This window comes from Elioraea tepida (genome assembly GCF_019203965.1).
Classification (GTDB): Bacteria; Pseudomonadota; Alphaproteobacteria; order Acetobacterales; family Acetobacteraceae; genus Elioraea_A; species Elioraea_A tepida.
This window is the reverse complement of the sequence record NZ_CP076448.1, coordinates 2,073,732-2,097,396: the sequence shown is the minus strand read 5'-3', so window position 1 is coordinate 2,097,396 and position 23,665 is coordinate 2,073,732. Positions and strand designations below refer to the sequence as shown.

The 23,665-nt window shown below is 72.1% G+C and carries 21 protein-coding genes; 17 read left to right on the top strand and 4 right to left on the bottom strand.

Going from position 1 to position 23,665, the window contains the following annotated elements; all coding sequences use genetic code 11:
* The first annotated feature begins 8 nt into the window (after positions 1–8).
* The 5 genes from KO353_RS10055 (at position 9) to KO353_RS10035 (ending at position 6,703) form a co-directional block, all read left to right on the top strand.
* The gene (locus KO353_RS10055) at positions 9–2,126 is read left to right on the top strand and encodes a hypothetical protein (RefSeq protein WP_218284538.1); all 2,118 of its coding nucleotides are present in this window, start codon (positions 9–11) and stop codon (positions 2,124–2,126) included.
* Positions 2,123–2,923 (top strand): efflux RND transporter periplasmic adaptor subunit, encoded by an 801-nt coding sequence (locus tag KO353_RS10050; RefSeq protein ID WP_218284537.1) that lies wholly within the window; start codon positions 2,123–2,125, stop codon positions 2,921–2,923. The genes KO353_RS10055 and KO353_RS10050 overlap by 4 nt, the downstream gene beginning before the upstream one ends.
* The gene (locus KO353_RS10045) at positions 2,920–4,647 is read left to right on the top strand and encodes an HlyD family efflux transporter periplasmic adaptor subunit (RefSeq protein WP_218284536.1); all 1,728 of its coding nucleotides are present in this window, start codon (positions 2,920–2,922) and stop codon (positions 4,645–4,647) included. Before KO353_RS10050 ends, KO353_RS10045 begins: the two co-directional genes overlap by 4 nt.
* A gap of 103 nt (positions 4,648–4,750) precedes the next feature.
* A complete protein-coding gene (locus tag KO353_RS10040) occupies positions 4,751–5,425 on the top strand; it encodes a S1 family peptidase (protein ID WP_218284535.1) in 675 nt (224 codons plus the stop codon).
* 96 nt (positions 5,426–5,521) lie between these two features.
* Entirely contained in the window at positions 5,522–6,703 is a 1,182-nt protein-coding gene (locus KO353_RS10035; protein WP_218284534.1) for a class I SAM-dependent rRNA methyltransferase, read from the top strand.
* Positions 6,704–6,724: 21 nt separating this feature from the next.
* On the opposite strand, the gene KO353_RS10030 is transcribed toward KO353_RS10035, so the two are convergent.
* Together KO353_RS10030 and KO353_RS10025 are read right to left on the bottom strand one after the other, a co-directional pair.
* Positions 6,725–7,891 carry a pyridoxal phosphate-dependent aminotransferase gene (locus KO353_RS10030; RefSeq protein WP_218284533.1) on the bottom strand — a complete coding sequence of 389 codons (1,167 nt, stop codon included), beginning with the start codon at positions 7,889–7,891 and terminating at the stop codon, positions 6,725–6,727.
* 10 nt (positions 7,892–7,901) lie between these two features.
* Positions 7,902–9,338: a gamma-glutamyltransferase gene (locus KO353_RS10025; protein ID WP_218284532.1), complete on the bottom strand. Its 1,437-nt coding sequence runs from the start codon at positions 9,336–9,338 to the stop codon at positions 7,902–7,904.
* Positions 9,339–9,386: 48 nt separating this feature from the next.
* Here KO353_RS10025 and KO353_RS10020 point away from each other — a divergent pair, with 48 nt between their 5' ends.
* From KO353_RS10020 to KO353_RS10010, 3 genes are all read left to right on the top strand, one after another.
* Positions 9,387–10,745 carry a M48 family metalloprotease gene (locus tag KO353_RS10020; RefSeq protein ID WP_218284531.1) on the top strand — a complete coding sequence of 453 codons (1,359 nt, stop codon included), beginning with the start codon at positions 9,387–9,389 and terminating at the stop codon, positions 10,743–10,745.
* The gene (locus KO353_RS10015) at positions 10,742–11,497 is read left to right on the top strand and encodes a DsbA family protein (protein WP_218284530.1); all 756 of its coding nucleotides are present in this window, start codon (positions 10,742–10,744) and stop codon (positions 11,495–11,497) included. Before KO353_RS10020 ends, KO353_RS10015 begins: the two co-directional genes overlap by 4 nt.
* 120 nt (positions 11,498–11,617) lie before the next feature.
* Complete coding sequence (locus KO353_RS10010; protein WP_218284529.1) at positions 11,618–12,943, top strand: alkaline phosphatase; 1,326 nt, start codon at positions 11,618–11,620, stop codon at positions 12,941–12,943.
* A 167-nt stretch (positions 12,944–13,110) separates the two neighbouring features.
* Here KO353_RS10010 and KO353_RS10005 read toward each other — a convergent pair whose 3' ends face one another.
* Both KO353_RS10005 and thiS read right to left on the bottom strand, forming a co-directional pair.
* Entirely contained in the window at positions 13,111–14,241 is a 1,131-nt protein-coding gene (locus KO353_RS10005; RefSeq protein WP_218284528.1) for a type III PLP-dependent enzyme, read from the bottom strand.
* A 318-nt stretch (positions 14,242–14,559) separates the two neighbouring features.
* Positions 14,560–15,576 (bottom strand): sulfur carrier protein ThiS, encoded by a 1,017-nt coding sequence (gene thiS, locus KO353_RS10000; protein ID WP_407928190.1) that lies wholly within the window; start codon positions 15,574–15,576, stop codon positions 14,560–14,562.
* 98 nt (positions 15,577–15,674) lie between these two features.
* Between thiS and aroQ the strand changes: the two genes are divergently transcribed.
* The 9 genes from aroQ (at position 15,675) to KO353_RS09955 (ending at position 23,661) form a co-directional block, all read left to right on the top strand.
* A complete protein-coding gene (aroQ, locus tag KO353_RS09995; RefSeq protein ID WP_218284526.1) occupies positions 15,675–16,130 on the top strand; it encodes a type II 3-dehydroquinate dehydratase in 456 nt (151 codons plus the stop codon).
* 16 nt (positions 16,131–16,146) lie between these two features.
* Entirely contained in the window at positions 16,147–16,602 is a 456-nt protein-coding gene (gene accB, locus KO353_RS09990; protein ID WP_218284525.1) for an acetyl-CoA carboxylase biotin carboxyl carrier protein, read from the top strand.
* Positions 16,603–16,621: 19 nt separating this feature from the next.
* Positions 16,622–17,968 carry an acetyl-CoA carboxylase biotin carboxylase subunit gene (gene accC / locus KO353_RS09985; protein WP_218284523.1) on the top strand — a complete coding sequence of 449 codons (1,347 nt, stop codon included), beginning with the start codon at positions 16,622–16,624 and terminating at the stop codon, positions 17,966–17,968.
* A 36-nt stretch (positions 17,969–18,004) separates the two neighbouring features.
* Positions 18,005–18,676, top strand: coding sequence for a leucyl/phenylalanyl-tRNA--protein transferase (aat, locus tag KO353_RS09980; protein ID WP_218284522.1), 672 nt, complete (start codon positions 18,005–18,007; stop codon positions 18,674–18,676).
* A 57-nt stretch (positions 18,677–18,733) separates the two neighbouring features.
* Entirely contained in the window at positions 18,734–19,324 is a 591-nt protein-coding gene (locus KO353_RS09975) for a DUF4412 domain-containing protein (protein ID WP_218284521.1), read from the top strand.
* A gap of 193 nt (positions 19,325–19,517) precedes the next feature.
* Positions 19,518–20,555: an ABC transporter substrate-binding protein gene (locus KO353_RS09970; protein WP_218284520.1), complete on the top strand. Its 1,038-nt coding sequence runs from the start codon at positions 19,518–19,520 to the stop codon at positions 20,553–20,555.
* 5 nt (positions 20,556–20,560) lie between these two features.
* Positions 20,561–21,355 carry an SDR family NAD(P)-dependent oxidoreductase gene (locus KO353_RS09965; RefSeq protein WP_218284519.1) on the top strand — a complete coding sequence of 265 codons (795 nt, stop codon included), beginning with the start codon at positions 20,561–20,563 and terminating at the stop codon, positions 21,353–21,355.
* Between the two features lie 15 nt (positions 21,356–21,370).
* Positions 21,371–22,807 (top strand): allantoinase AllB, encoded by a 1,437-nt coding sequence (gene allB / locus KO353_RS09960; RefSeq protein ID WP_218284518.1) that lies wholly within the window; start codon positions 21,371–21,373, stop codon positions 22,805–22,807.
* Positions 22,804–23,661, top strand: coding sequence for an ABC transporter ATP-binding protein (locus KO353_RS09955; protein ID WP_218284517.1), 858 nt, complete (start codon positions 22,804–22,806; stop codon positions 23,659–23,661). Before allB ends, KO353_RS09955 begins: the two co-directional genes overlap by 4 nt.
* Positions 23,662–23,665 lie beyond the last annotated feature (4 nt).

Sequence of the window (23,665 nt, the reverse complement as noted above, 5' to 3'; positions counted from 1 at the left end):
CGGACAGCGTGAGGGGAAGGCCCGGCAGGACGCCGATCGAGGCGGCGCGGCCGGTGCTGTCGCCCGGCATCGTCGCGCGACGGGTCGTGCTCGGCGGCGCGCCGTCTTGGGTGCTGTTCAACCCGGCCACCGGGCGCTACCTGCGGACCACGCCGCGCGGCTGGGCGTTGCTGTGCCGTCTCGACGGGCGGACCACTGTCGCGGAGGCGATCGCGTCCCTGCCGCCGCCCGGGCCGGGAGAGCCTGACGACGCCGCGCTTCGCGAAGGGCTTACGGGGCTTGCCGCCGCCGGAGTGATTGTGGTCCCGGGCGCTCGGCTGCCACCGCCGCCTGAAGCCCCCGCGGGCCTTGCGATGCTGCGAAGCGCCCTGATCACGCGCGTGCAGCTGGGCGATCTCGGCCCAGTGATCGTCCGCGCGGGCGGGCTTCTCGCTTGGCCCTACACGCGCGCCGGGGCAATCGCCGCGTCGGCCCTGATGCTTGTTGCGGCGCTGCTCTGGGCAGGGCGCGGCGAGGTGGTCGCCTCCCAGATCGCTCGCATGGCCGACCCCTCGCTCGGCGACCTCACCACCTGGTACCTCCTGTTCGTCGGCAGCAAGCTTTTGCACGAGTGCGGTCATGCCGCCGCCGCACGGCGGATGGCCGCGGCCGAGGGGCACGGGATCGAGAGCTTCCCCTTCGGCCTCGCCTTCATGTTCCTTCTGCCCGCCCCTTACGTGGATGTCAGCGGCATCTGGTTCGTGGCCGACCGCTGGCGCCGCGCCGCCGTCGGGCTCGCCGGAATCTGGATGGACCTGACCGTCGCCGCCGCGGCCGCGAGCCTCGCCGCCTTCCTTGCCGAAGGCGCGCTGCGCGACCGGCTTGCCGAGCTCGTGGTGATCGCCTCCGTCTCCTCCCTGCTCTTCAATGCCAACCCGCTCGTGCGGCTCGACGGCTACTACGTGCTCGCCGATCTCGCGGGCATCCCGAACCTCCAGGCGCGGGCGGTGGCGGCGCAGCTCCGCTTCCTCGGGCTCGTGACGGGTGCGGCACGGCCGCAGCCCAGGGATTGGCCGCTTGCGGCCTACGGTCTCGCCTCGCTCGCCTGGCGCTTCGTGATCTTCGCGGGCGTGTTCTGGCTTGCGGCGCGGGTGCACTGGACGCTCGCCGCCCTGGTGGCGGCGGTTGTCGCGATCCTCTATCTCGTGCTGCCGATGGTCGCAGGTGCGCGCGCCTTGCTCCGAATCGGTCCGCAGCGGCCGGTGCGCGCCACCCTCGCCGCCGCCTCCCTCGCCGCGACCGCCGCGGCCGCCGCGCTCGTTCCCGTCCCGAACTGGACGGTCGCCCACGGCATCGCCTGGAACGAGTCCGTCTCGCTCGTCTTTCCCCGCGCCGATGGCCAGCTCGTCTTCGTCGCCCCGGCCGGGGCGGGCGGGGGCATCGTGCTTGCGCTCGACAATGCCGAGACGCGCAGGCTTCGCGAGCAGCTCGCGCTCGAGGCGGAGGCGCTCGCGATCGAGGCGCGGCGCGCCCGTGCCGCGACCCCTGAGCGGATCGATGCGGCCGAGGAACGCTTGGCCTCGGTCGCGGTGCAGGACGCGACGCTCGCGGCCGAGATGGCGTCGTGGATCGTCGCGGCACCGCCGGGTGCTGCGTGGCAGCCGCTTCGGGCGGAACGCCTCCGTGGAGCCTGGGTCAGGCGCGACGAGCAGCGGCCGCTCGGCGCCCTCGTCGGTGAGGGGCCGATGGTGATCCGCCTCGTTCTCGACCAGGCGCAGGGACCGGAGGTGTTCGACTCGCTCGCGCAGGCGCCCGATCGCGCGATCCCGGTGCGGCGCCGGGGCGAGGCCCGGCCGCTCTTCACCGCCCGGGCCGAGAGCGCGCGTCCTGCCGCGCGCGACGAGCTTCCCTCCCCGGCCCTTGCGGCGCCGAATGGCGGTCCCTTCGCTCTCCGGCCGGGGGAGGAGGGGCTGCGCACGGCCGAGCGGGTGTTCGAGCTGCGCCTACGCCCCGACCCGCCCGAGGCGTCCCTCGCCCTGATGCATGGCGTGCGCGTCGAGGCGCGCATCCCGCTGCCTCCCTCCCCGCTTGCGCAGCAGGCGTGGCACGCGGCGCGGCGCCTGTTCCAGCAGCGTCTTGGCGCATGAGGGCGCTTGCTCTCCTCCTCGTTCTGCTCTCCCTGCCCGCCCAGGCGCAGGAGATCGTCCGCGGGCCGACGCGGCCGCAGGCACTCGCCGCCCTCGCCCCGCAGGTAGACGGCGTGGTCCGTCACGTCGCCGTCGCGGAAGGCGAGAGGGTCAGGAAGGGCGATCTCCTGCTCGCCCTCGACGACGCGCTCCAGCAGGCGCGGATCGCGCTCGCCGAAGCGGCTGCAGCGAACGAGGCGGAGCTCCGCCAGGCGCGGGTGACGCTCGCGGAGGCCTCTGCCGTGCTCGAGCGCACCGCCGCGGCAGCCGGACGGGGTGCCGCCGGCGAATGGGAGGTGCGCCAGGCGCGCGCGCGCGTCGAGCTTGCCCGCGCCGGTGTGGAGAGTGCGGAGGAGAAGCGCAGGCTTGAGGCGCGGCGCCTCGATGTCGAGCGCGCCGCCGCGGAACAGCTCCTCGTTCGCGCACCTTTCGACGGCATCGTCACGCGCCTTGACGTGGTCGCCGGCGCGACGGTCAGCCGCGCCGACCGGCTGGTGACAGTGGCAGACCTCTCCGTGCTCGAGGCGGTCCTGTTCCTTCCCGCCAGCGTCTGGCCGAGGCTCAGGTTGGGGGGCACCTACACGCTCGACCTCGCCGCTCCGGTCGACCGCCCGGTCGAGGCGGTGCTCCGCTCGGTCGACCCTGTTCTGGATGCCGCCTCGGGCCGGTTCCGGGCGGTGTTCACGATCGCGAACCCCGATCTCGCCCTGCCCGCCGGGATGGAGGCGGCGCTCGATCTCGGAGCGCTCGGCCGATGAACGCGCCGGGCACTGCGACACCAGGGGGGGACGCGCTCGCGCGACGCCTCGCCGAGCTGCGCGACCGTCGCCTCGCTCCGGACTGGCCGGGCCTCGTGCTCGCCTTCGCGCGCGACCTTACCCTGGCGGAGGCGGGAGCGGTGATCGGCGCAACCGCTTCCGGCCTCTCCGTGCTCGCCCCGGCCGAGGCAGGGACGTTGCCCGAGGGCTGGGCGCAGGCAGCGCGCGCGGCGTTGGAAACACGTGCCGTGGTCGCGCGCGAGGCAGGAGCGAGGGCGTGGCTGATGGCGGCGCCGCTCGACGGGGCGAGCGCGCTCGTGGTTCTCGCCCCCTGCGCCTCGCCGGTCGATCGCGCGCTCACGCGCGAGCGTCTCGCGCTGCTCTCCGCCTTCGCCGAAGCTTCGGGATTGGCCGCTGCCTCGTCGGCTCTCGTGCCGGCAGCGGCGGCAGCCGAAGCCGCGCGCGCCAAGCGCTCGGCGGGGGACGAGGAGGCTGGCCTCGCCGCCGCGGCGGCGCGTCTCGCCGCGCTCCTTCCCTCCGGCACGCGGCTCGCGCTCGGGCTGGTGCGCGGCGGTCGCGTCGCCGCCCTCGCCCTCTCCGACCAGCCCGCCGTCAACCCGCGCACCGAGCTTGTCCGGGCGCTCGCTCTCGCGATGGAGGAGGCGCTCGACCGGGGCGAGACGCTCGCCCTGCCCGACGCGTCAGGAACCTCCGCCGCCGCCCGCGCCTTCCCCAAGGTCCTTGCCTCACCCGGCTGCCTCGTCGTGCCAGACCGTGCCGCTGGTGCCTGCGCTCTCGTGCTTTGGCGCGACTCTCCTACGGCATCGGCCGAAGCAACGGCGGCGCTGTTGCGGCCCGCGCTCGCGCTGCTCGGCGACGGCACACGCAACTCAGCGGCGCGACGGCGCCGCGCGCGGCATCTGGCGAGACTTTGGCCGGTGGCCGCGCTCACGCTTCTGGTCGGGCTTGCCGCCGTCACGCCGCGCCCCGACGAGGTGGTCGCGAGCTTCGTCGCCCAGCCCTCGGTCGTGCACGTGGTGACGGCGCCGTTCGACGGCGTGCTCGAGGCCTCCTCGGTCCGGCCGGGAGACCTCGTCTCCGAAGGAGAGGTGCTGGCGCGGCTCTCGACCCGGGAGCTCGAGCTCGAGCTCGCCGCGGTGCGGGCGCGGGCGGCGAACGACCGGCGCGAGGCGGCGATCGCGCGCGCGGCCGGGCAGCCGGCACAGGAGATGATCGCCGAGCTCTCGGCACGCCGGAGCGAGGCGCAGCGCGCGCTCCTCGAGCATCGCCTCGCTCTCGCCCAGATCCGCGCCCCGGCCTCGGGGGCCGTGCTCGCGGGCGACCTGCGCCGCAGCCTCGGCCAAGCGCTCGCACGGGGCCAGACCCTGTTCGAGATCGCCGCCCCGGACGATCTCAGGGCCGAGCTCCTGCTGCCCGAGGCGCGGGCGCATCTCGTCCGGCCGGGGCAGAGAGGCTGGCTCTCCCCGGCCGCCGATCCGGCAGCGCGCGTCCCCATCACCATCGAGCGTGTCCGCCCGATGGCCGAGGTCGTGCAGGGGCGGAACGTGTTCCGCGCCATCGCGCTGCTTCCCGAAGGCCACGGCGACACCCCGCTCCGGCCGGGCGCCGAGGGGGTGGCGCGGGTCGAGGTCGGCGAGACGACGTGGCTCGCCTGGGCGGTCGGCGACGCCGGGATGAGCCTGCGACGCCTGCTTTGGATGTAGGCAGAAACCGCCGGGTCGGCAGAATGCGGCTCGGGCAGATTTTGCACGCCATGGCGGTGACGCACGACACCGGTAGTTAATCGTCCACGATCAGTATCGCGGCATGACACACGTCGCATGCCGCTCGCTTGCTCTCTTGACATGGCTCGCCATTGCATGCCTGCCCGGGGCCCCGGCACGGGCAACCTCTCCCGACCCTCTCGCGGTCGTCGAGGCGGCAACGGCGCGGCTTCTCGGCTCGGCGACGCCGATCGGCGGCCGCTACGTCCTGACCAACCGGCATGTGATCGACCTCGCTGAGCGTCGTGGAGCAGAGGTGGCGCTCTCGCTCGGCGGGCGGATCATGCCGGCAACGATCGCCGGCGTGAGCGGCCGGCTCGACATCGCCGTCCTCGTGGCCGCGGAGCCGCTTGGCCCCAACCCTGCGATCGCGGCCACGCCGGGCGCCGGCGCGGCCGTCTCGGCACGCGGGCCCTCGGGCGACCGGGTGCATGGCAGCATCGTCTCCCGGCCCTGGAACGAGGCCTGGGGGCCCGCCCTATTCGCGCGCCTGCCGGTGGCGTTCGGCTTCTCGGGTGGCCCGGTAACCGACGCCTCCGGCGCTCTCGTCGGGCTGGTGACGGCGGCGGTGAACCCCTCGGCGAGCGAACTCCTCTCGCTTCGCGCGGGCGCGACCGCTGCGCCGCCGCGCGAGACCCCGGTCGTGCTCATCCTGCCGATCGGGCCCGTGCTGGCCGAAGCCGAGCGGCTCGTGGGGCTGCTCCGCCAAGCGCGCTGAGCCCCTTCCGCGAGGGCTGGCCTCGGGGCAGGCTCGCGGGCGGCGGCCGCACCAGCGAGTCGGTGCCGCCCCGCCGTCACGTGTCCGGAGCGCCCCATGACCCTGCCGCTGATCCGTCTCCTGCCTGGCCGGGACAGGCGGGTGAAGGCCGGCCACCCGTGGGCCTTCTCGAACGAGATCGCCATGACCCCGGCGGCGAAAGCGCTGCCGGCGGGGTCGGTGGTGCGGCTCGAGGGCGATGACGGCGTCAAGCATGGCGTGTGGCATTTCAATCCCCGCAGCCTGATCGCGGCACGGCTGCTCGACCGCGACCCGGGCGCGCGCTTCGACGAGGCCCTGATCCGACGCCGGCTCGAGGACGCCGCGGCCTTGCGCGCGCGCCTCGGCCTTGGGCTGCACCACCGGCTCGTGCATGCCGAAGCCGACGGGCTTCCCGGCCTCGTCATCGACCGCTATGGCGATGCCTTCGCTCTGCAGGCCAACACCGCCGGCATGGAGAGCGCGACGCCGATGATCGTCTCCGCCCTCGCCGACCTATTCGCTCCTCGGGTAATCGTGGCGCGCAACGACTCCCCCGTCCGCGCCCTCGAGGGACTCGACCAGCACACGCGGCTGTTGCACGGGACGGACGCGACGGCCCGGGTTGAGGAGGGAGGGCTCGCCTTTGCGGTCGATCTGCTCGCCGGGCAGAAGACCGGCTGGTTCCACGACCAGAGGGAGAATCGCGCCCGGGTCGCCGCCCTCGCCCCCGGCGCGACCGTGCTCGATGCCTTCTGCCACACGGGCGGCTTCGGGCTTGCCGCCGCGCGCGCCGGCGCGAGCGCGGTGACACTGCTCGACCGCTCCGAGCCTGCGCTCGCGCTTGCGGCCGCGACGGCGCGCGCGCACGGCCTCGCCGACCGGGTCAGCTGCGTCCGCGAGGACGCGATGGAGGGTATGGCCCGGCGCGCCGCCGAGGGACGTCGGTTCGACATCGTGGTGGCCGACCCCCCCGCCTTCGCCAAGGCGCGCAAGGACGTCCCCGCCGCCTTGCGCGCCTACCAGAAGCTCGCCCGACTCGCCGCCTCGCTCGTCTCGCGCGGGGGGATCCTCTTCCTCGCCTCGTGCTCGCACCACATCGAGCCGGGGGCCTTCGCCGAGGCAGTCGCCCAGGGGCTGTGGCGCGCGCGTCGCGAGGCGCGGCTTCTCTGGAGCGGCGGGGCGGGACCCGACCACCCGGTGCACCCGATGCTGCCGGAGAGCGCCTACCTGAAGGCGCTTCTGTTCGCGCTCGCCTGACGCGTCGGCAACCGCGCGGCGCTACGGCGTGAGCCAGCGCCCAAGACGCTCCGCTGCCTTTGCCATGTCCTCGGTCGCACCGCAGAAGCTGAAGCGCACGGTGCGCGCGCCGCGGGCGCGGTCGAAATCCAGCCCAGGTGTTGCGGCCACCCCGATCTCGTCGAGCATGCGCGCGCAGAAGGCCGCGCTGTCGTTCGCGAGGTGGCCGATCTCGGCATAGAGGTAGAACGCGCCCTCGGCCGGGGCGAGCCGGTCGAGCCCCGCCTTCGGCAGCGCCTCAAGCAGGAGCGCGCGGTTCGCCGCATAGCGCGCGACATGGGCCTCGAGCTCCTCCGTGCAGTCCATCGCCGCGAGGGCTGCGACCTGGCCAATCCCGGGAGGCGAGATGAACAGGTTCTGCGCGAGCCGCTCGACGGGGCGGATCAGGTCCTCGGGCAGAACCATCCAGCCGACGCGCCAGCCGGTCATCGACCAGTATTTCGAGAAGCTGTTGATGACGATGGCCGAGCTGGAGAGCCCGGCCGCCGTGGTCGCCGCCACCCCATAGGTGAGGCCGTGGTAGATCTCGTCCGAAATAAGCCGCACGCCCGCGGCCTCGCACCAGGCGGCAAGAGCGGCGAGCTCGTCGTGATGCAGCATCGTCCCTGCCGGGTTGCAGGGGCTTGCGACGATCAGACCCTCGGGTGGTGGGTCGAGACGCTCGAGCATCGCAACCGTCGGCTGGAACCGGCTCTCGGGGCCCGCCTCGAGGATCACCGGCTCGAGGCCGAGAGCGGTGAGGATGTTCACATACGGGGGGTAGAAGGGGCTTGCGAGCGCCACCCGGTCGCCCCGGTCGAAGGCGGCGAGGAAGGCGAGCGGGAAGGCTCCGGAGGCGCCGACCGTGACGGCGATCCGACGCGGCTCGACCGTCACACCGTAGCGCTCGGTATACAGACGGGCGATCCGCTCGCGCAACGGGGAGAGGCCGAAGGCCTCGGTGTAGCCGAGCGTTCCTCCCTCCCGCATCGCCGCGATCGCCGCCTCGACCGCGCCCTTTGGCGCGCCGGTGGAGGGCTGCCCCACCTCCATGCGGATCACCCGCGGGTCGCCCGGAGCGAGCGCCGCTGCCCGTGCATTGGCCGCGGCGATCACGTCCATCACGAGGAAGGGCGGCGTCTCCGCCGCGCGCCCGACCTTGAGCGGCATCGCGACGCGCTCAGTCCGCCCCGAGGGCGAGGCCGTGGCCACGCGGGTCGGCCGCCCAGGAGCAGGAGGCGTTGCTGCCCGGCAGATAGCGCGTGCAGTGGATCAGGTTCACCCGGCTCGTCCTGTCCTCCGCACCGCGGAAGCTCCGTCGCGCGGCGAGGGCTGCGGGCGCCGCCTCCCCCGCCAGAGCGCGGGCGGCGACAGCGCCAAGCGCGACCGGAGCCGACGCCCCGCCCGAGGCCACGGCGGCGAGCCGGAAGGCGCGGAGATTCTCGTTCGTCACCATCAGGAGCGAGGGCAGGGCCGGGGGCACCGCCCCGACGCCCGGAGCGGCAGCGAGGATCAGGCCGAAGGTCGGCGCCATCCGCCCGGTGCCGAAGAGGTTGTTCATCGTCATGGCACAGACGACGGCCTGACCGTCGCGATCGAGCACGGCGAAGCCGGTGGTCGCGCCGAGCACGGCGGGAAGCGCGCCGCCCGCCGGGGCCGCCCCCGCGAGCAGAACCTCGGGGGGGGTGCCAGCCCGAACGGCGGCGGCGGCGTCGAGCGCCGCCTGCTCCGCCTCCGCCGGGGACTTACGCGCGCGAAGCTCGCGCAGCATCACCGCCGCGCCGGCCGAACCGCCCACCGCCGCGACCTCGACCCGGTCGGACCCGAGCGGGACGGACGCCGCACGGCCGGCGCGCGGCAGCGTGCCGCGCAGCGCCTCGAGCGTGACGGCGCCGCCTGCCGCCGCGGTCGCCTCCACGAAGCGCCGGGCGAGCGCCCCCTGGTAGAACTCGCCGATCCCCTGACGCCGGATCACGCCGATCAGGTTGGCGAGCTCCGGCTGCACGATCTCTTCTCCCTCGCGCAGGGGTGCCGCCCCGCCCGGGCCGCCGAAGACCGAGCGGAGCTGCGGGTCGGCCGAAAGCGGGGCCCACACGGCGGCGAGGTCGGAGGCGAGCGCGCGCGAGGCGGGCGTGCCGAACCGCGCCGCCTGCTCGGCCGGCGCGACCACGCGCTCGAAGGGAAGGCGGCCGAGACGCGCATGCAGGGCGAACAGGCCGCGCGGCGTTCCGGGCAGGGCGGCGGGGCGGTCGGTTCCGGGCAGGATGGTGCCAGGGGCACCGGGCAGGAACTCGATGCTCAGGGTCTCGTTCCGCCGCGGGTCGAAGGCAAGGCACACCCCGCCGCCCGCGAGCGAGGCGCGCGAGGGGAGCGTCACCCCGAGCATGAAGCCCACGGCGACGGCGGCATCGACCGCATTGCCGCCGGCGGAGAGGATGTCGCGGCCGGCGAGCACGGCCCGGGGTTCGTCCGCCGCGACACCGCCGAGGAAGCCCCGCACGAACCCCACTTGGCCCTCGGCCGGCCGCCCGGTGCCGAACAGCGCCTGCTCGACCGAGCCGCCGCAGCCTGAGGCGGCGAGAGCACACAGGACCGCGATGAGGGCGTTGCGCCGCACCCGCACTATACTGGCCTCATGAGATGCCTCGCCGGGATCGGGCGCGCCGTGACGCGGGCGGCCGCCGCAGCCGTCCTTCTTGCCGCCCTGCTCCCCGCCGGCGCCTGGGCGCAGCGCGGCAGCGTTATCCTGATCCGGGACGCCGAGACGGAGAACCTGCTGCGTTCCATCTACGGCCCCCTGTTCGGCGCGGCAGGGCTGAGCCGCGGCTTCGTGCAGGTCACCATCATCAGGGACCGCTCGATAAACGCCTTCGTCACCACCGGCAACCGGATGTTCATCAACACCGGCTTGATCATGCAGGCGACCTCGGCCGCCGAGATCGCGGGCGTGCTCGCGCACGAGACCGGGCATGTCGTGGGCGGGCACATCGCGCGCCTGCCGGAGGAGATCCGCAACGCCCAGATCCGCGCCCTGGTGGCGGCCCTGATCGGCGCCGCCGCAGGGGTCGCCACACGCCAGGGCGAGGCGGTGGCGGGCGGGGCGATCGCCGGCCAGTCGATGGCGCTGCGGGAGCTCTTCAGTTTCACGCGCACCCAGGAGAATGCCGCCGACCTCACGGCGGTGACCCTGCTGAACCGGCTCAACTGGCCGGTCGAGGGCCTGTTGCAGCTGATGGAGCGGCTGCAGGGCCAGGAGCTGATGCTCTCCGACCGGCAGGACCCCTATCTGCGCACCCACCCTCTGACGCGCGACAGGATCGAGTTCCTGCGCGGCCAGATCGAGCGACGCGGCGGTGACGGGGCGCTGCCACGCGAGATCGAGGAGCGTTTCGCGATGGTGCGCGCCAAGCTCTTCGGCTTCCTCGAGGGCGGGGTGGCGATCCAGCGCGTCTATCCGCAGACCGACACCTCCCCCTCGGCGCGCTACGCCCGGGCAATCCAGACCTTCCGCTCCGGCCGGATCGACGAGGCGGTGGCCGAGCTCGACCGGCTGATCGCCGCCACCCCCTCTTCGCCCTGGCTGCACGAGCTCAAGGGGCAATTCCTGCTCGAGGGAGCGGGGCGGGCGCGCGAGGCGACTGTCGCCTATCGCGAGGCAGTGCGGCTCGCCCCCTCTGAGGCGCTGGTGCGGGCGGGCCTCGCACGCGCTCTGCTCGCCGTCGACGATCCGGGCAGCCTGCGCGCCGCGGCCGCCGAGGCCGAGGCCGCGCTTCGGCTTGACCGCTCGCTGGGGATGGCGTGGAACACGCTCGGCATGGCGCGCGGGCGCCTCGGCGAGGAGGGGCTTGCGGCGCTCGCGCTCGCCGAAGAAGCGGCACTTTCGGGTGACCTTCTGACACAGCGGCAGATGGCGGCGCGGGCCGAGCGCCTGCTTCCCCCGGGGCCGGCGAAGCTCCGCGCGCAGGACCTCGCCAACGCCGCGCAGATCGAACGCGAAGAGAGGCGACGGCAGGAGAGGCGATGACGAAGAGGCTGAGACGGCTGAGACTGCGTGTGCTCGCTGCGCTGATCGCGGGTTGCCTCGTTCCCGGGATGGCCGCCGCCGAGGGCTTCACCCCCGAACAGCGTGCTGCGATCGTCGAGATCCTGCGCGAGGCGCTGCGCTCCGACCCTTCGATCCTCGAGGACGCGATCGCGGCGCTGCAGGCACGGGATGCCGCCCGAGAGCGCGAGGCCCTCGAGGCGAGGATCGCCGCCAACCGAGACGCTCTCGTCAATGACCCGAGCCTTCCGGCCAAAGGCGCGACACGGCCGACCGCAACGGTGGTCGAGTTCCTCGACTATCGCTGCCCCCACTGCAAGCGCATGCACCCCGTGATCACCGAGCTCCTGCGCGCCGATCGGGAGCTTCGGGTGGTTTTCGTCGACATCCCGATCCTCGGCCCGGCCTCGGTCACCGCCGCGCGCGCCGCGCTCGCGGCCCAGCGGCAGGGACGCTACGCCGAGATGCATGATGCGCTGATGCGGTTTCGCGGCGAGCCGACCGAGGCGGAAATCCTGCGCATTGCCGCCGAGCTTAGGCTCGATGCCGAGCGGCTGCGCCGCGACATGGCCGACCCGGGCGTGGCCCGCCGGATCGAGGCCAATCTGCGCCTTGCCCAGGCGCTCGGCGTACAGGGCACACCTGCCTATGTGGTGGGGGAGGAGATCATCCCCGGAGCGGTCAGCGCCGAGGCTCTGCGGGCCGCGATCGCGCGCGCACGCGCGGAACGCTGAGGCGTCCACTCACGTATCGGTTTCGCAACTTCATTGCGCCGCAACCGAAACCCTCCCAGATCATTTCGGGAGGGGTGGAGGCGCCTCCCCACCGCCGAGACACGGAGAGGAGAGGACCTCATGATCCGACGTGCCCTATTGCTCGCCGGCATTGCCGGCTCGCTCGCGCTCGCCGCGCCAGGCGTCGCCGGGGCCCAGACAGCGCCGGCCGCTGGCCAGGGTGGCAGCGTCATCTTCTTCCATCCGGACGGGTTCGGCGTGAACCACTGGGGCGCGGTGCGGTTCCACAAGGTCGGGCCTGATGGGCGGCTCAACTGGGACCGCCTGCCCCACATCGCCGTCTATCTCGGCCACATGAAGGACGGGCTCACCGGCACGAGCCACGGCGGGGCGACAGTGCACGCCTATGGCGTGAAGGTACAGGCTGACAGCTTCGGGCAGGACGGGGCGCAGCGTATCCGCTCGGCATCCGGCTTCGAGGGCTCGATCGCGCATGAGGCGATGCGGCGCGGCAAGGCGGTCGGCCTCGTCCAGTCGGGCGCTGCCTACGAGCCGGGAACGGCGGCCTTCGTCGCCTCCACCGAGCGCCGCAACAGCCTCGAGGAGATCACCCGCCTCGTGGTCGAGAGCGGTGTCGACGTTCACATGGCGGGCGGCGAGCGCTGGTATCTGCCCGAGGGCACGCAGGGCCGCTTCGGCCCGGGCGCGCGCAAGGACGGGCGTAACCTGATCGAGGAACTGCGCCGCAAGGGCTATACGGTCGTCTTCACGCGCGAGGAGCTCAAGGCGGTTCCGGAGACGACGACGAAACTCTGGGGCATCTTCGCCCACGACCACACCTTCAATGACGAGACGAAGGAGACGCTCGCGCAGCGCAACCTGCCGCTCTATGTCGAGACGGCGCCGACCATCGCCGAGATGGGCGAGGCGGCGCTGCGGATCCTCTCGCGCAACCCGAACGGGTTCCTGCTGATCGCCGAGGAGGAGGGGACGGACAATTTCGGCAACCGCAACAACGCCCGCGGCTCTCTCGAGGCCGGCGCGCGCGCCGATGACGCGATCGGCGTGTTCATGAACTTCGTCGCGCGCAACCCGAACACGCTGCTGCTGACGACCGCCGACAGCGACGCGGGCGGGCTTCAGGTGATCGGCCCGCGCCGCGGCAACAACGTGGTGGTCGAGGGCAGGCCCCTGCCGGAGCGTGACCGCAACGGCGCCCCCATCGACGGCCAGACCGGCACCGGCGGCGTGCCGTTCCTGTCCGCGCCGGACCGAAACGGCGTGCGCCACCCCTTCGCCATCTCCTGGGCGTCCTGGGACGATGTCGCGGGCGGCATCCTCGTGCGCGGCATCGGCGCCAACGCCGAGCACATCACCGGAACGATGGACAATACCGACATCTACCGCCTGATGTATCGCCAGCTCTTCGGCCAGGTGATCAACTGAGCTGAGGCGCCGACGCGCGCCGAACGGAGAGGGGGGCCTACGCCCCCCTTTCTTTATCCTGAGCCGGCCTGCACGAGCTCAGAGCGCGCAGCCTCAGCGGAAACGGCAAGAAAACGTCGGCCGGTGCCGCTCGTTGGTCGGGCGGAGCGGCGCGGCCGCGCCGATGGTTAAATATAGTGCTCGGCGAGCGGCTGGAAGCCGTTGAAGCCCTGCGCGGCGTATGTCGTCACATAGGCCCCGGCTGAAAGCAGATCGACCCGGTCACCCGACTTCAGCGCAAGCGGCAGGCGATAGTTGGCCCGCTCGTAGAGGATGTCGGCGCCGTCGCAGGTCGGCCCAGCGATCGCCACCGGTCCCGTACGGCCGCCATCATGCGGGGTGCGGAGCCGATACTTGATGCTCTCGCCCTCGGTCTCGGCAAGGCCGCCGAACCGGCCGATGTCGAGATAGACCCAGCGCACCGGATCGTCCTTCGCCTTGCGCGAGACGAGCACCACTTCGGACGACACCACACCCGCATCGCCAACGATGAACCGCCCCGGCTCGACGATCATCTCGGGGATGGCGTTGCCGAAGGCCTTCGTCATCGCGCCCATGATCGCCTGGGCGAAATGGTCGATCCCCGGAACCTCCGAGGTGTAGCGAACCGGGAAGCCGCCGCCGAGATTGACCATGCGCAGGGTCACGCCGCGCTCGGAGAGGTCGGTGAACAGCATGCCGACCTTGGCGATCGCCGCCTCGTAGGCGACCGAGTCGCGCTGCTGCGAGCCGACATGGAAGGAGAGACCGTAGGGGTCGAGCCCGACCTCCTTCGCGCGCAGCATCAGCTCGCGCGCCGTCTCGACGGAGCAGCCGAACTTTCGCGACAGCGGCCAGTCCGCGCCTGCGTTCTCGACGAGCAGGCGGCAATAGACCTTCGCCCCGGGCGCCGAGCGAGCGAGCTTCTCAAGCTCGCCCTCGGAGTCGAAGGCGAACAGGCGCACGCCGGCGTCATAGGCGCGGACGATCGCGCTCTCCTTCTTGACGGTGTTGCCGAAGGAGATGTCGGCCGGGTCTGCGCCGGCCTCGAGGCACATCGCGATCTCCTCCCACGAGGCGGCATCGAAGGCGGAGCCGAGGCCGACCAGGCGGGTGAGGATCGGCGCAGCCGGATTGGCCTTCACCGCGTAGTAGATCCGCGCGAGCGGAAGCGCCGCGGCGAGAGCGCGGTAGTTCTCCTCCACCCGGTCAACGTCGAGCACGAGGCACGGCGTGGCGGGACGAACGTCCTCGAGAAAGCGCGCGATCTTGGGGGTCATCGCACGGGCCCTCCCCTTCCACTCCAGCGGAGGCGCCTGCGAGAAGCGACGCCTCCAGGTTGACGAACGGTCGAACGAACCAGCGTCCCCGAGGACGAACCCCGGTCGGCTGCCAGAACGCTTGACGTCGTTGCGTAAACCCCGAGGGGCCAGAGGCACGTGCGTTGCTGCGTCTGAGGCGCGATATATACCCACGCCCCCCCTGGACCAAGTGAAAAATGCTCCGCCGGAGATGCATGCCGGATGCGCGAATTTCTCCGGCCTGCCAGGGGGTTGACGGAGGCGGCGAAGGCTCCGCCTGAACGGGGCGAGGCCGGCTCAGATCAGTCCGGAGAGCGGGCTCGAGGGGTCGGCGTAGAGTTTGCGCGGCATCCGCCCGGCGAGATAGGCGAGACGCCCGGCCTCGACCGCGGCCTTCATCGCCCGCGCCATGCGAATCGGGTCCTTCGCATGCGCGATCGCGCTGTTGAGCAGAACCGCATCACAGCCGAGCTCCATCGCGATCGCCGCGTCCGAGGCGGTGCCCACCCCGGCATCGACCAGCACCGGCACCTTCGCCTGCTCGACGATCAGGCGGATGGTCACCCGGTTCTGGATCCCGAGGCCAGAGCCGATCGGCGCGCCGAGCGGCATGATCGCGACACACCCCATCTCCTCGAGACGCTTGGCCGCGACCGGATCATCGGCGCAGTAGACCATCACCTTGAACCCGTCGCGGATCAGCACCTCGGCCGCGCGCAGGGTCTCCGCCATGTCGGGGTAAAGGTGCGGCGGCGGGCCGAGCACCTCGAGCTTCACAAGGTCCCACCCGCCGGCCTCGCGGGCGAGCCGAAGCGTGCGCACCGCCTCCTCGGCGGTGTGGCAGCCGGCCGTGTTGGGAAGATAGGTGTAGCGGTCGGGCGGGACGTAGTCCTGCAGCATCGGCGCCGAGGGATCGGAAAGGTTCACCCGCCGTACCGCGACAGTCACGATCTCCGCCCCAGAGGCGGCGATCGCAGCGGCCGTCTCCTCGAGGCTCCGGTAGCGCCCCGTGCCGACGAGCAGGCGCGAGCGGAAGCGCCGGCCGGCGACCTCCCAAGCGTCCTCCTCGGCAGGCGATGCCTCGCCGCCGCCGATGAAGTGGACGATCTCGACCCGGTCTCCGTCCGCGAGCGCGGTGGAGGCGTGCGCCGAGCGCGGCACGATCTCGAGGTTGCGCTCGACCGCCACCTTGCCGGCGGGCAGGCCGAGCGCGTCGATCAGCCCCGCGACCGTGAGCGGAGCGGGGAAGCGTCGCGCCTCGCCGTTGACGGTGATCGAGAGCGAAGGCGTGGCGGGGGCGTCCATGCGCTTCATGTGGGATCGCCCACGCCCTCTCGGCAAGCCGGCGCGCATTGCGGGTCGCGCCGGGCGCGTGCTAGGTGCCCGCCCGACGACGCGCCACGGGACCCGCGGTGACCAGCCCCCACCCCATCGTCGCCGTGCTGAACGGCCCCAACCTGAACCTACTCGGCCAGCGGCAGCCGGAGCTCTACGGCCGCACCACGCTCGCCGAGCTCGAGGCGATGGTCGGGGCGAAGGCGTCGGCGCTCGGGCTTGCGGTCGAGTTTCGGCAATCGAACCACGAGGGCGAGCTGATCGGCTGGGTGCAGGCCTGCCGCGGCCGCGCCCGGGGGATCGTGATCAACCCGGCCGGCTACACCCATACCTCGGTTGCCCTGCTCGATGCCCTGCTCGCCGCCGAGCTGCCAGTGATCGAGGTGCACCTGACCAACATCCACCGCCGCGAGCCGTTCCGTCAGACCTCGATCACGGGCAAGGCGGCGACGGGGATCATCGCCGGGCTCGGGCCCGCTGGCTATCTCCTCGCGCTCGAGGCGATGGCTCAGCTGATCCGCGGCGGCGCCTGAAGGGGTGGACGAGACGATGACGCGACTCACCATCGATGAGGAGGCGATCCGGCGCCTCGCCGCCTTGCTCGAAGAGACGGGGCTTGCCGAGATCGAGATCGCCGAAGCCGAGAGCCGTATTCGCGTGAGCCGCCCCGCTGCGGCGGCGGTGATCGCCGCGCCGACGCCGCAGCCCCAGGCGGCCCCGCCCGCCGCCCCCGCCCAGGCATCCCCCGCCCAGGAGATCGACGCCTCCCACCCCGGCGCCGTCACCTCGCCCATGGTCGGCGTGGTCTATCTCTCGCCCGAACCGAACGCGCCCCCATTCGTCAAACCTGGTGACCGTGTCGCCGCCGGCCAGACCCTGCTCCTGATCGAAGCGATGAAGACCTTCAACCAGATCAAATCGCCACGGTCGGGCACCGTGACGCGGATCCTCGTCGAGTCGGGGGCGCCGGTCGAGTACGGCGAGGTTCTGATGCTGATCGAGTGAGCCGGGCGGCGGGGCGCGGATGTTCGAGAAGGTGCTGATCGCCAACCGCGGCGAGATCGCGCTCAGGATCCACCGCGCCTGCCAGGAGATGGGCGTGCGCACGGTCGCGGTTCATTCCACCGCCGATGCCAACGCCATGCATGTGCGGCTTGCCGACGAAAGCGTCTGCATCGGGCCGCCGCCGGCGAGCGAGAGCTACCTCAACATCCCGGCGATCCTCTCGGCCGCGGCCATCACGGGCGCGGATGCGATCCACCCGGGCTACGGGTTCCTCGCGGAGAACGCCGAGTTCGCCGAGATCGTCGAGGCGCACGGCTTCGTCTTCATCGGGCCGTCGCCGGCGCATATCCGCATGATGGGCGACAAGATCGAGGCGAAGCGGACGATGGCGCGGCTCGGCGTGCCGCTCGTGCCGGGCTCGGAGGGCGAGCTTGCTTCGCTCGAGGAGGCGGAAGCGGTGGCGCGGCGGATCGGCTTCCCCGTCCTGATCAAGGCCGCAGCCGGCGGCGGCGGTCGCGGCATGAAGGTCGCCCGCCGGCCGGAGGAGGTCGCCGAGGCCTACAGGGTGGCGCGGGCGGAAGCGAAGGCCGCCTTCGGCAACGACGCGGTCTACATGGAGAAGTATCTTGACCGGCCGCGCCACATCGAGCTCCAGGTGCTCGCCGACAACCACGGCAACGTGGTGCATTTCGGCGAGCGCGACTGCTCGCTGCAACGCCGGCACCAGAAGCTCGTCGAGGAGGCGGGAAGCCCGGTGCTCGATGCCGCCTCGCGCGACGCGCTCGGCGAGCGGGTGACGCGGGCGCTTAAGGAGATCGGCTACCGCAACGCCGGCACGCTCGAGTTCCTGTGGCAGGATGGGCAATTCGCCTTCATCGAGATGAACACGCGGCTGCAGGTGGAACATCCCGTCACCGAGATGGTCTGCGGCATCGACCTCGTGCGCGAGCAGGTGCGGATCGCCGCCGGCCAGCGCCTCGGCTACACCCAGGAGGAGGTGCGCTTCCACGGTCACGCGATCGAGTGCCGAATCACCGCCGAGGACCCCGACACCTTCCTGCCCACGCCTGGGCGGGTGGTCACCTACCACGCTCCGGGGGGCCTGGGCGTGCGCGTCGATTCGGCGCTCTACTCCGGCTACACCGTGCCGCCCTACTACGACAGCCTGGTCGCCAAACTCGTGGTGCATGGCGCGACGCGCGCCCAGGCGCTCGCGCGTCTTCGCCGCGCCCTCGACGAGTTCGTGATCGACGGCATCTCCACGACGCTGCCTCTGCACCGCCGGATCGTGAACGACCCCGACTTCATCGCCGGCGACTACACGATCCACTGGCTCGAGCGCTTCGTCGCGCGCACCGCAGCATGACGCGGTCGGGCGGCGGATTGCGGCGCGGGCGCTGACATGGTCCGGCGCGGCTCGGGCGAGACCGTCGTCACGCCCGAGCTCGTTCTGCGCGCCTATCGCGCAGGGCTGTTCCCGATGGCCGAGCGCCGCGACGCCAACAGGCTCTACTGGCTCGACCCCGACCGGCGCGGCATCCAGCCGCTCGACGCCTTCCACCTGCCGCGGCGGCTCGCCCGAACCGTGCTCTCGGGCGCCTTTGAGGTGCGCTGCGACACCGCCTTCGACGCCGTCCTGAAGGGCTGCGCCGAGCCCTCCGAAGACCGTCCGGAGACCTGGATCAACGCCGACATCGAGCGCCTGTTCGGCGCGCTGCACGCGATGGGCTACGCGCACTCGGTCGAGTGCTGGCAGGGGGGGAAGCTCGTCGGGGGTCTCTACGGCGTGGCGCTCGGCGGCGCCTTTTTCGGCGAAAGCATGTTCAGCCGGGTGCGCGACGCCTCGAAGGTGGCGCTCGTCCATCTCGTCGTCCGGCTTCGCCTCGGCGGCTTCGCCCTGCTCGATACGCAGTTCGTGACCGACCATCTCGCCCGCTTCGGCGCGATCGAGGTGTCGCGGCTCGAGTACCGCCGCCTGCTCGCCGAGGCGATCGACCTGCCGGCCGTGTTCCGCGCCGAGATCAGCGCGGAGGAGCTTCGCGCAGAGATTGCGCGCCTGAAAGCGGCGCGTTGACGAGGTTGTGGCGCGGGCGCCAAGCTCGCGCCGTGGAGCTGCCGAGGGAGCCTGTCGATGCGCCGCCTCATCCGCAGCGTTGCCCTTGCCGCCGTGCTTCTGCCGCCCGCGGCGGAGGCACAGCCGCGGCAGCCGAGCCGCGACTATGCCGCCACCTATCGCATGGAGAGCGAGGGCAAGGCGGCCGAGATTCGGGTGTTCTACTCGGCCGCGAGCCGGCGCCAGCGCGTCGAGACAGCCGAAGGCGGGATGGCGATGATCCATGACATTCCGGGCAACCGCATGCTGATGCTGAACGCGCAGAACCGGATGGCGATGGAACTGCCTGGCAACGTCGGACCCGGACAGCAGAACATGCTGAACGTCCCCGATGACATGACGCTGACGCGGACCGGCACAGCGACCGTGGCGGGGCACCGCTGCACCACCTATCGCGCCATGCAGGCCGGCGTGGAGCGCGGCACGGTATGCGTCACCGATGACGGCATTCTCCTCAGGGCCGATTTCCAGCAGGGAGAACGCCGCGGCACGATGCAGGCGACCGCCCTCTCCCTCGACTCCCAGCCCGCCTCGCTGTTCCAAGTGCCGGAGGGCTGGCAGGTGACGCAGATGCCCCAGGGCCAGGGCCAGCGCCGGCCGCAGCGCTGAGGCGGTGCGCTCGGCTCTCCCGCGCGGCGCACGCCTTAACGCCAAAGCGCGGGCGTTCGGCGACGGGTGCGGCTGGCCCCCGGCGGAGCGCCTCGGAAAGCCACTTCTCGACATCGCCGCTCGGGGCTAGAACCCGCCGCGGAGAGAACGCCAGACGCCACGGCATCGTCCACCGATCCGGAGGGGATGCCCGATGAAGCGTCGCCACCTCGTTGCCGCAGCGGCCGCCACGCTCGCAGCACCGGCCATCTTCGCGCCGTCGCGCGCGGGCGCGCGCACCCGCCTCAAGCTCATCCTCAACTGGCGCTACCAGGGGCCGCAGGGCATGTTCTTCCTCGCCGAGGATCGCGGCTATTTCCGCGAGGCGGGGCTCGAGGTCGCGATCGACCAGGGCGAGGGCTCGGCCGCGGCGGTGACGAAGGTCGCAACCGGCGCCTACGACATCGGCTTCGGCGACATCAACGCCGCGATCGCTCTCGCCGCCACCCGTCCGGCCGAGGCGCCGGTCGGCGTGATGATGCTCTACAACCGCCCGCCCTTCTGCATCGCCGTGCGCGCGGATGGGCCGATCCGCACGCCGAAGGACCTCGAGGGCAGGACGCTCGGCGGACCCGCCAATGACGGCGCGCTCCGCCTCTTCCCTGCCTTCGCCCGGCTCGCCGGGATCGACGCCGCGAAGGTGACGGTCGTGAACATGCAGCCGCAGCTTCGCGAGCAGATGCTCAACCGCGGCCAGGTGGACGGCGTGTTCGGCTTCATCAACACGATCCGCTTCAGCGCGCGGTTGATCGGCACCGACGCCGACACCGCCTATCGCTTCATCGCCTATGGCGACTACGGGATGGACCTCTACTCCAACTGCATCGTGGTCTCGCGCGCGCTCGCCCGCGACATGCCCGAGGCCGTGCGCGGCTTCCTTGGCGCTCTCACCCGCGGGCTTGCCGATATGCTGCGCGAGCCCGACGCCGCCGTCGCCGCCGTCGCCCGGCGCGAGCCGCTCCTGAACGTGGCGGTAGAGCGGGCGCGGCTCGACGCCACCGTGCGCGACGAGATGAACCACCCCGAGATCGGCACGATCGGGCTCGGCGACGTGGTCGAGCAGCGGTTCGTTCGGGGCATCGAGATCCTCGCCGAGGCGCAGGGCCTGCCGCGCAAGCCCGGCTTCGCGGAGGTGTTCCGGCGTGACTTCCTGCCGCCGCTCTCGGCGCGCCCCACGCGCGTCGTGGGCTGAGGGCGATGGACCTCGGGCTCGCCGGCAAGGTTGCCGTCATCACCGGCCCGGCGAAGGGGATGGGGGCCGCGATCACCCGCGCCTTCGCCGCCGAAGGCTGTCGCCTCGCTCTCTGGGGCCGCGACACGGCCGCGATCATGCCGCTCGCCGAGGAGGTGCGGTCGGCGGGCGGGGAGGCGATCGTGACACCGTGCGACGTCACCGACGGCGCAGCGGCTCAGGCGGCGGCGCGCGCAGCGCTCGCGGCTTACGGGGCGATCGACATCCTGGTCAACGTCGCCGGCGGGTCGGGGCCGATCGGCAAGACCGGGGTGGAGACGACCGAGGCCGAGTTCGACGAGATCATCCACCTCAACATGCGCGGCGTGTTCAACACGATGCGCGCGGTTCTTCCGGCGATGATCGCCGCCCGGTCGGGGCGGATCGTCAATGTCGGCGGCACGTTCGGCATGCGCGGCCGGGCGGGGCGGATGGCCTATTCCGCGAGCAAGTGGGGGCTCAGGGGGATCTCCAAGAGCTTCGCGCTCGAGGTCGGCCAGTATGGCATCGCCGTCAACACCGTCGCTCCGGGGATGGTGGACGGGCCGCGCTTCCGCGAGAAGGTCTGCCGCGAGATGGCCGCCCGCCTCGGCATCTCCGAGGCGGAGGCGGCGGAACGCCACGCCGCCGACTATGCGTTGAGGCGTATCTCGACCGACACCGATGTCGCCCATGCCTGCCTATTCCTCGCCTCCGAGAAGGCGGCGCGGCAGATCACCGGCGTCGACCTCCCGGTCGATGGCGGCTGGGCGATGCTCTGAAGGGGAGGAATGACCATGGGGGAGGCGTTCGCGGCCGATCTCGTTCTCGCAGGCGGAACGGTCGTCTCCGGCGCGGCGAGCACGTCAGCGGATGTCGCGATCAAGGACGGGGTGATCGTCGCGGTCGGCCACCCGCAGGCGATGCCGCCCGCGCGGGAGCGGCTCGACGTCAGCGGCAAGCTCGTCCTGCCGGGGGCGATCGACGTGCACGTGCATTTCCGCGAGCCCGGCTACACCCACAAAGAGGACTGGCAGACCGGCTCGGCGGCGGCGGCGATGGGCGGCACGACGACGGTGTTCGAGATGCCGAATACCAACCCGCCGACGCGCAGCGCCGCGGAGCTGCGCGCCAAGCAGGAGGCGGCACGCAAGAGCCATGTCGATTTCGGCCTCTACGGCCTCTTTGCCGAGGACAATCTCGACGAGCTCGAGGGGCTGATCGCCGCCGGGGCAAACGCCTTCAAGTGCTTCATGGGCAACACCTTCGGCAACCTGCCCTCGCCCTCCACCGGGGCGATGCTCGAGGGCTTCGAGATCATTTCCCGGCACGGGCTCCGGATCAGCCTGCACGCCGAGGAGGCGACGATCATGGCGCGGCGGCAGGAGCGTCTCGCCGCCGCCGGGCGAAACGCCCCGCTCGACCATCTGTTGTCGCGGCCTGCCATCGTCGCGGTCGAGGCGGTCGGGCGCGCCGCCGCCCTTGCCGAATGGACGGGCGCCCGGATCCACATCCTGCACATTTCCTCGGCAGCGGAGCTTCGACCGCTCGCCGAGGCGAAGGCGCGCGGAGTCGACATCACGGGTGAGACCTGCCCCTGCTACCTGTTCCTCAACAGCACCGACTACGCCCGGCTCGGCAGCGTGATCCGGGTGAACCCGCCGGTGCGGGAGGCCTCCGACAGCGCCGCTCTCTGGCACGCTCTTCGCAACGGCGCGATCGACATGATCGCGACCGACCATGCGCCGCACACCCCGGAGGAGAAGGCCCAGGCCGTCATCTGGCGTGCCGATTGCGGCTTCCCGGGCCTCGAGACGCAGATGCCGCTGATGCTCACGGCGGTGGCCGAGGGGAGGCTCACGATCGAGGACTATGTGCGGCTCTCGGCCGAGGCGCCGGCGTGCGCCTTCGGTCTGTGGCCGGTGAAGGGGAGGATCGCCCCGGGCGCGCATGCCGACATCGCCGTCGTCGACCCGCGGCGTCGGGAGACGATCCGCGCCGCCTCCCTGCACAGCCGCGGCAAGGTCACGCCGTTCGAGGGGCGGGAGGTGACGGGCGTTCCCATCCACACCCTGGTGCGCGGCCGTTTCGTGCAGCGTGACCGGCGCCTCGTCGCTGAGACCGCCGGCTGGGGCCGCCAGGTGACCGAGATCCAGCGCATGCCGACGCCGGCGCCGCGCAACGAGGCGCTCGCGATCCGCGCCCTCACCGCCTCTCTCCGCGGCGCCGCATGACGGCCGCGACACCCGTGCTCGCCGCTCCGCCGCCCGCCTCGGCGACGGCCCGCCGCGAGCCGCTTATCACGCTCGACCGTGTCTCCGTCACCTACGGGCGCGGCGCGGCGGCGGTCGCCGCCCTCGCCGAGACCCGCCTCAGCATCATGCCGGGCGATTTCCTCGCCCTCGTCGGCCCCTCGGGCTGCGGCAAGAGCACGATCCTCCGCCTCGTCTCGGGCCTCCTCTCGCCCTCCTCGGGAAACGTGCTCGTCGCCGGGCGCGAGATCGGGGCGAACGAGGTCAGGATCGGCATGGCCTACCAGAACCCCACGCTTCTGCCCTGGCTCACGGTTCGGCAGAACGTGATGCTGCCGCTGAAGATCGTGCAGCCCTTCCGGGCGTCGTGGCACCGCAAGAAGCGCGGCGAGTATCGCGACCGGGCGGAGGCCCTGCTCGCCCAGGTCGGGCTTGCCGGCTTCGGCGACAAATATCCCTGGCAGCTCTCGGGCGGAATGATGCAGAGGACCAATCTCTGCCGCGCCCTGATCCACGAGCCCGACCTTCTCCTGCTCGACGAGCCCTTCGGCGCGCTCGACCAGTTCAAGCGCGAAGAGCTGTGGGCGACGATGCAGGACCTCTGGATGACGAAGCGCACCACCGTCCTGCTCGTCACCCATGACCTGCGCGAGGCGGGCTATCTCGCCAACCGGATCTGCGTCATGAGCGCCCGCCCCGGCCGGATCCTCGAGGACTGCGCGGTCACCTTCGACCGGCCGCGCACGATGGAGCTCGTCTATCAGCCGGAGTTCGTGGCGCTGACGCAACGGCTGCGCGAACTCATCATCGGCCTCCGCACGGCGGCGACGCTGTGAGGGA

Coding starts and splice junctions, on each gene's coding strand:
- KO353_RS10030 (WP_218284533.1), bottom strand. CDS start 7,891: ATGCCGCTCAAGGTCGGGCGCGCGGCGGAGACGCCGCCCTTCCTCGTG.
- KO353_RS10015 (WP_218284530.1), top strand. CDS start 10,742: ATGACGAAGAGGCTGAGACGGCTGAGACTGCGTGTGCTCGCTGCGCTG.
- KO353_RS10040 (WP_218284535.1), top strand. CDS start 4,751: ATGACACACGTCGCATGCCGCTCGCTTGCTCTCTTGACATGGCTCGCC.
- KO353_RS09975 (WP_218284521.1), top strand. CDS start 18,734: ATGCGCCGCCTCATCCGCAGCGTTGCCCTTGCCGCCGTGCTTCTGCCG.
- KO353_RS10010 (WP_218284529.1), top strand. CDS start 11,618: ATGATCCGACGTGCCCTATTGCTCGCCGGCATTGCCGGCTCGCTCGCG.
- KO353_RS10045 (WP_218284536.1), top strand. CDS start 2,920: ATGAACGCGCCGGGCACTGCGACACCAGGGGGGGACGCGCTCGCGCGA.
- KO353_RS09965 (WP_218284519.1), top strand. CDS start 20,561: ATGGACCTCGGGCTCGCCGGCAAGGTTGCCGTCATCACCGGCCCGGCG.
- aat (WP_218284522.1), top strand. CDS start 18,005: ATGGTCCGGCGCGGCTCGGGCGAGACCGTCGTCACGCCCGAGCTCGTT.
- KO353_RS10035 (WP_218284534.1), top strand. CDS start 5,522: ATGACCCTGCCGCTGATCCGTCTCCTGCCTGGCCGGGACAGGCGGGTG.
- KO353_RS09955 (WP_218284517.1), top strand. CDS start 22,804: ATGACGGCCGCGACACCCGTGCTCGCCGCTCCGCCGCCCGCCTCGGCG.
- allB (WP_218284518.1), top strand. CDS start 21,371: ATGGGGGAGGCGTTCGCGGCCGATCTCGTTCTCGCAGGCGGAACGGTC.
- KO353_RS09970 (WP_218284520.1), top strand. CDS start 19,518: ATGAAGCGTCGCCACCTCGTTGCCGCAGCGGCCGCCACGCTCGCAGCA.
- accC (WP_218284523.1), top strand. CDS start 16,622: ATGTTCGAGAAGGTGCTGATCGCCAACCGCGGCGAGATCGCGCTCAGG.
- KO353_RS10005 (WP_218284528.1), bottom strand. CDS start 14,241: ATGACCCCCAAGATCGCGCGCTTTCTCGAGGACGTTCGTCCCGCCACG.
- KO353_RS10050 (WP_218284537.1), top strand. CDS start 2,123: ATGAGGGCGCTTGCTCTCCTCCTCGTTCTGCTCTCCCTGCCCGCCCAG.
- thiS (WP_407928190.1), bottom strand. CDS start 15,576: ATGAAGCGCATGGACGCCCCCGCCACGCCTTCGCTCTCGATCACCGTC.
- accB (WP_218284525.1), top strand. CDS start 16,147: ATGACGCGACTCACCATCGATGAGGAGGCGATCCGGCGCCTCGCCGCC.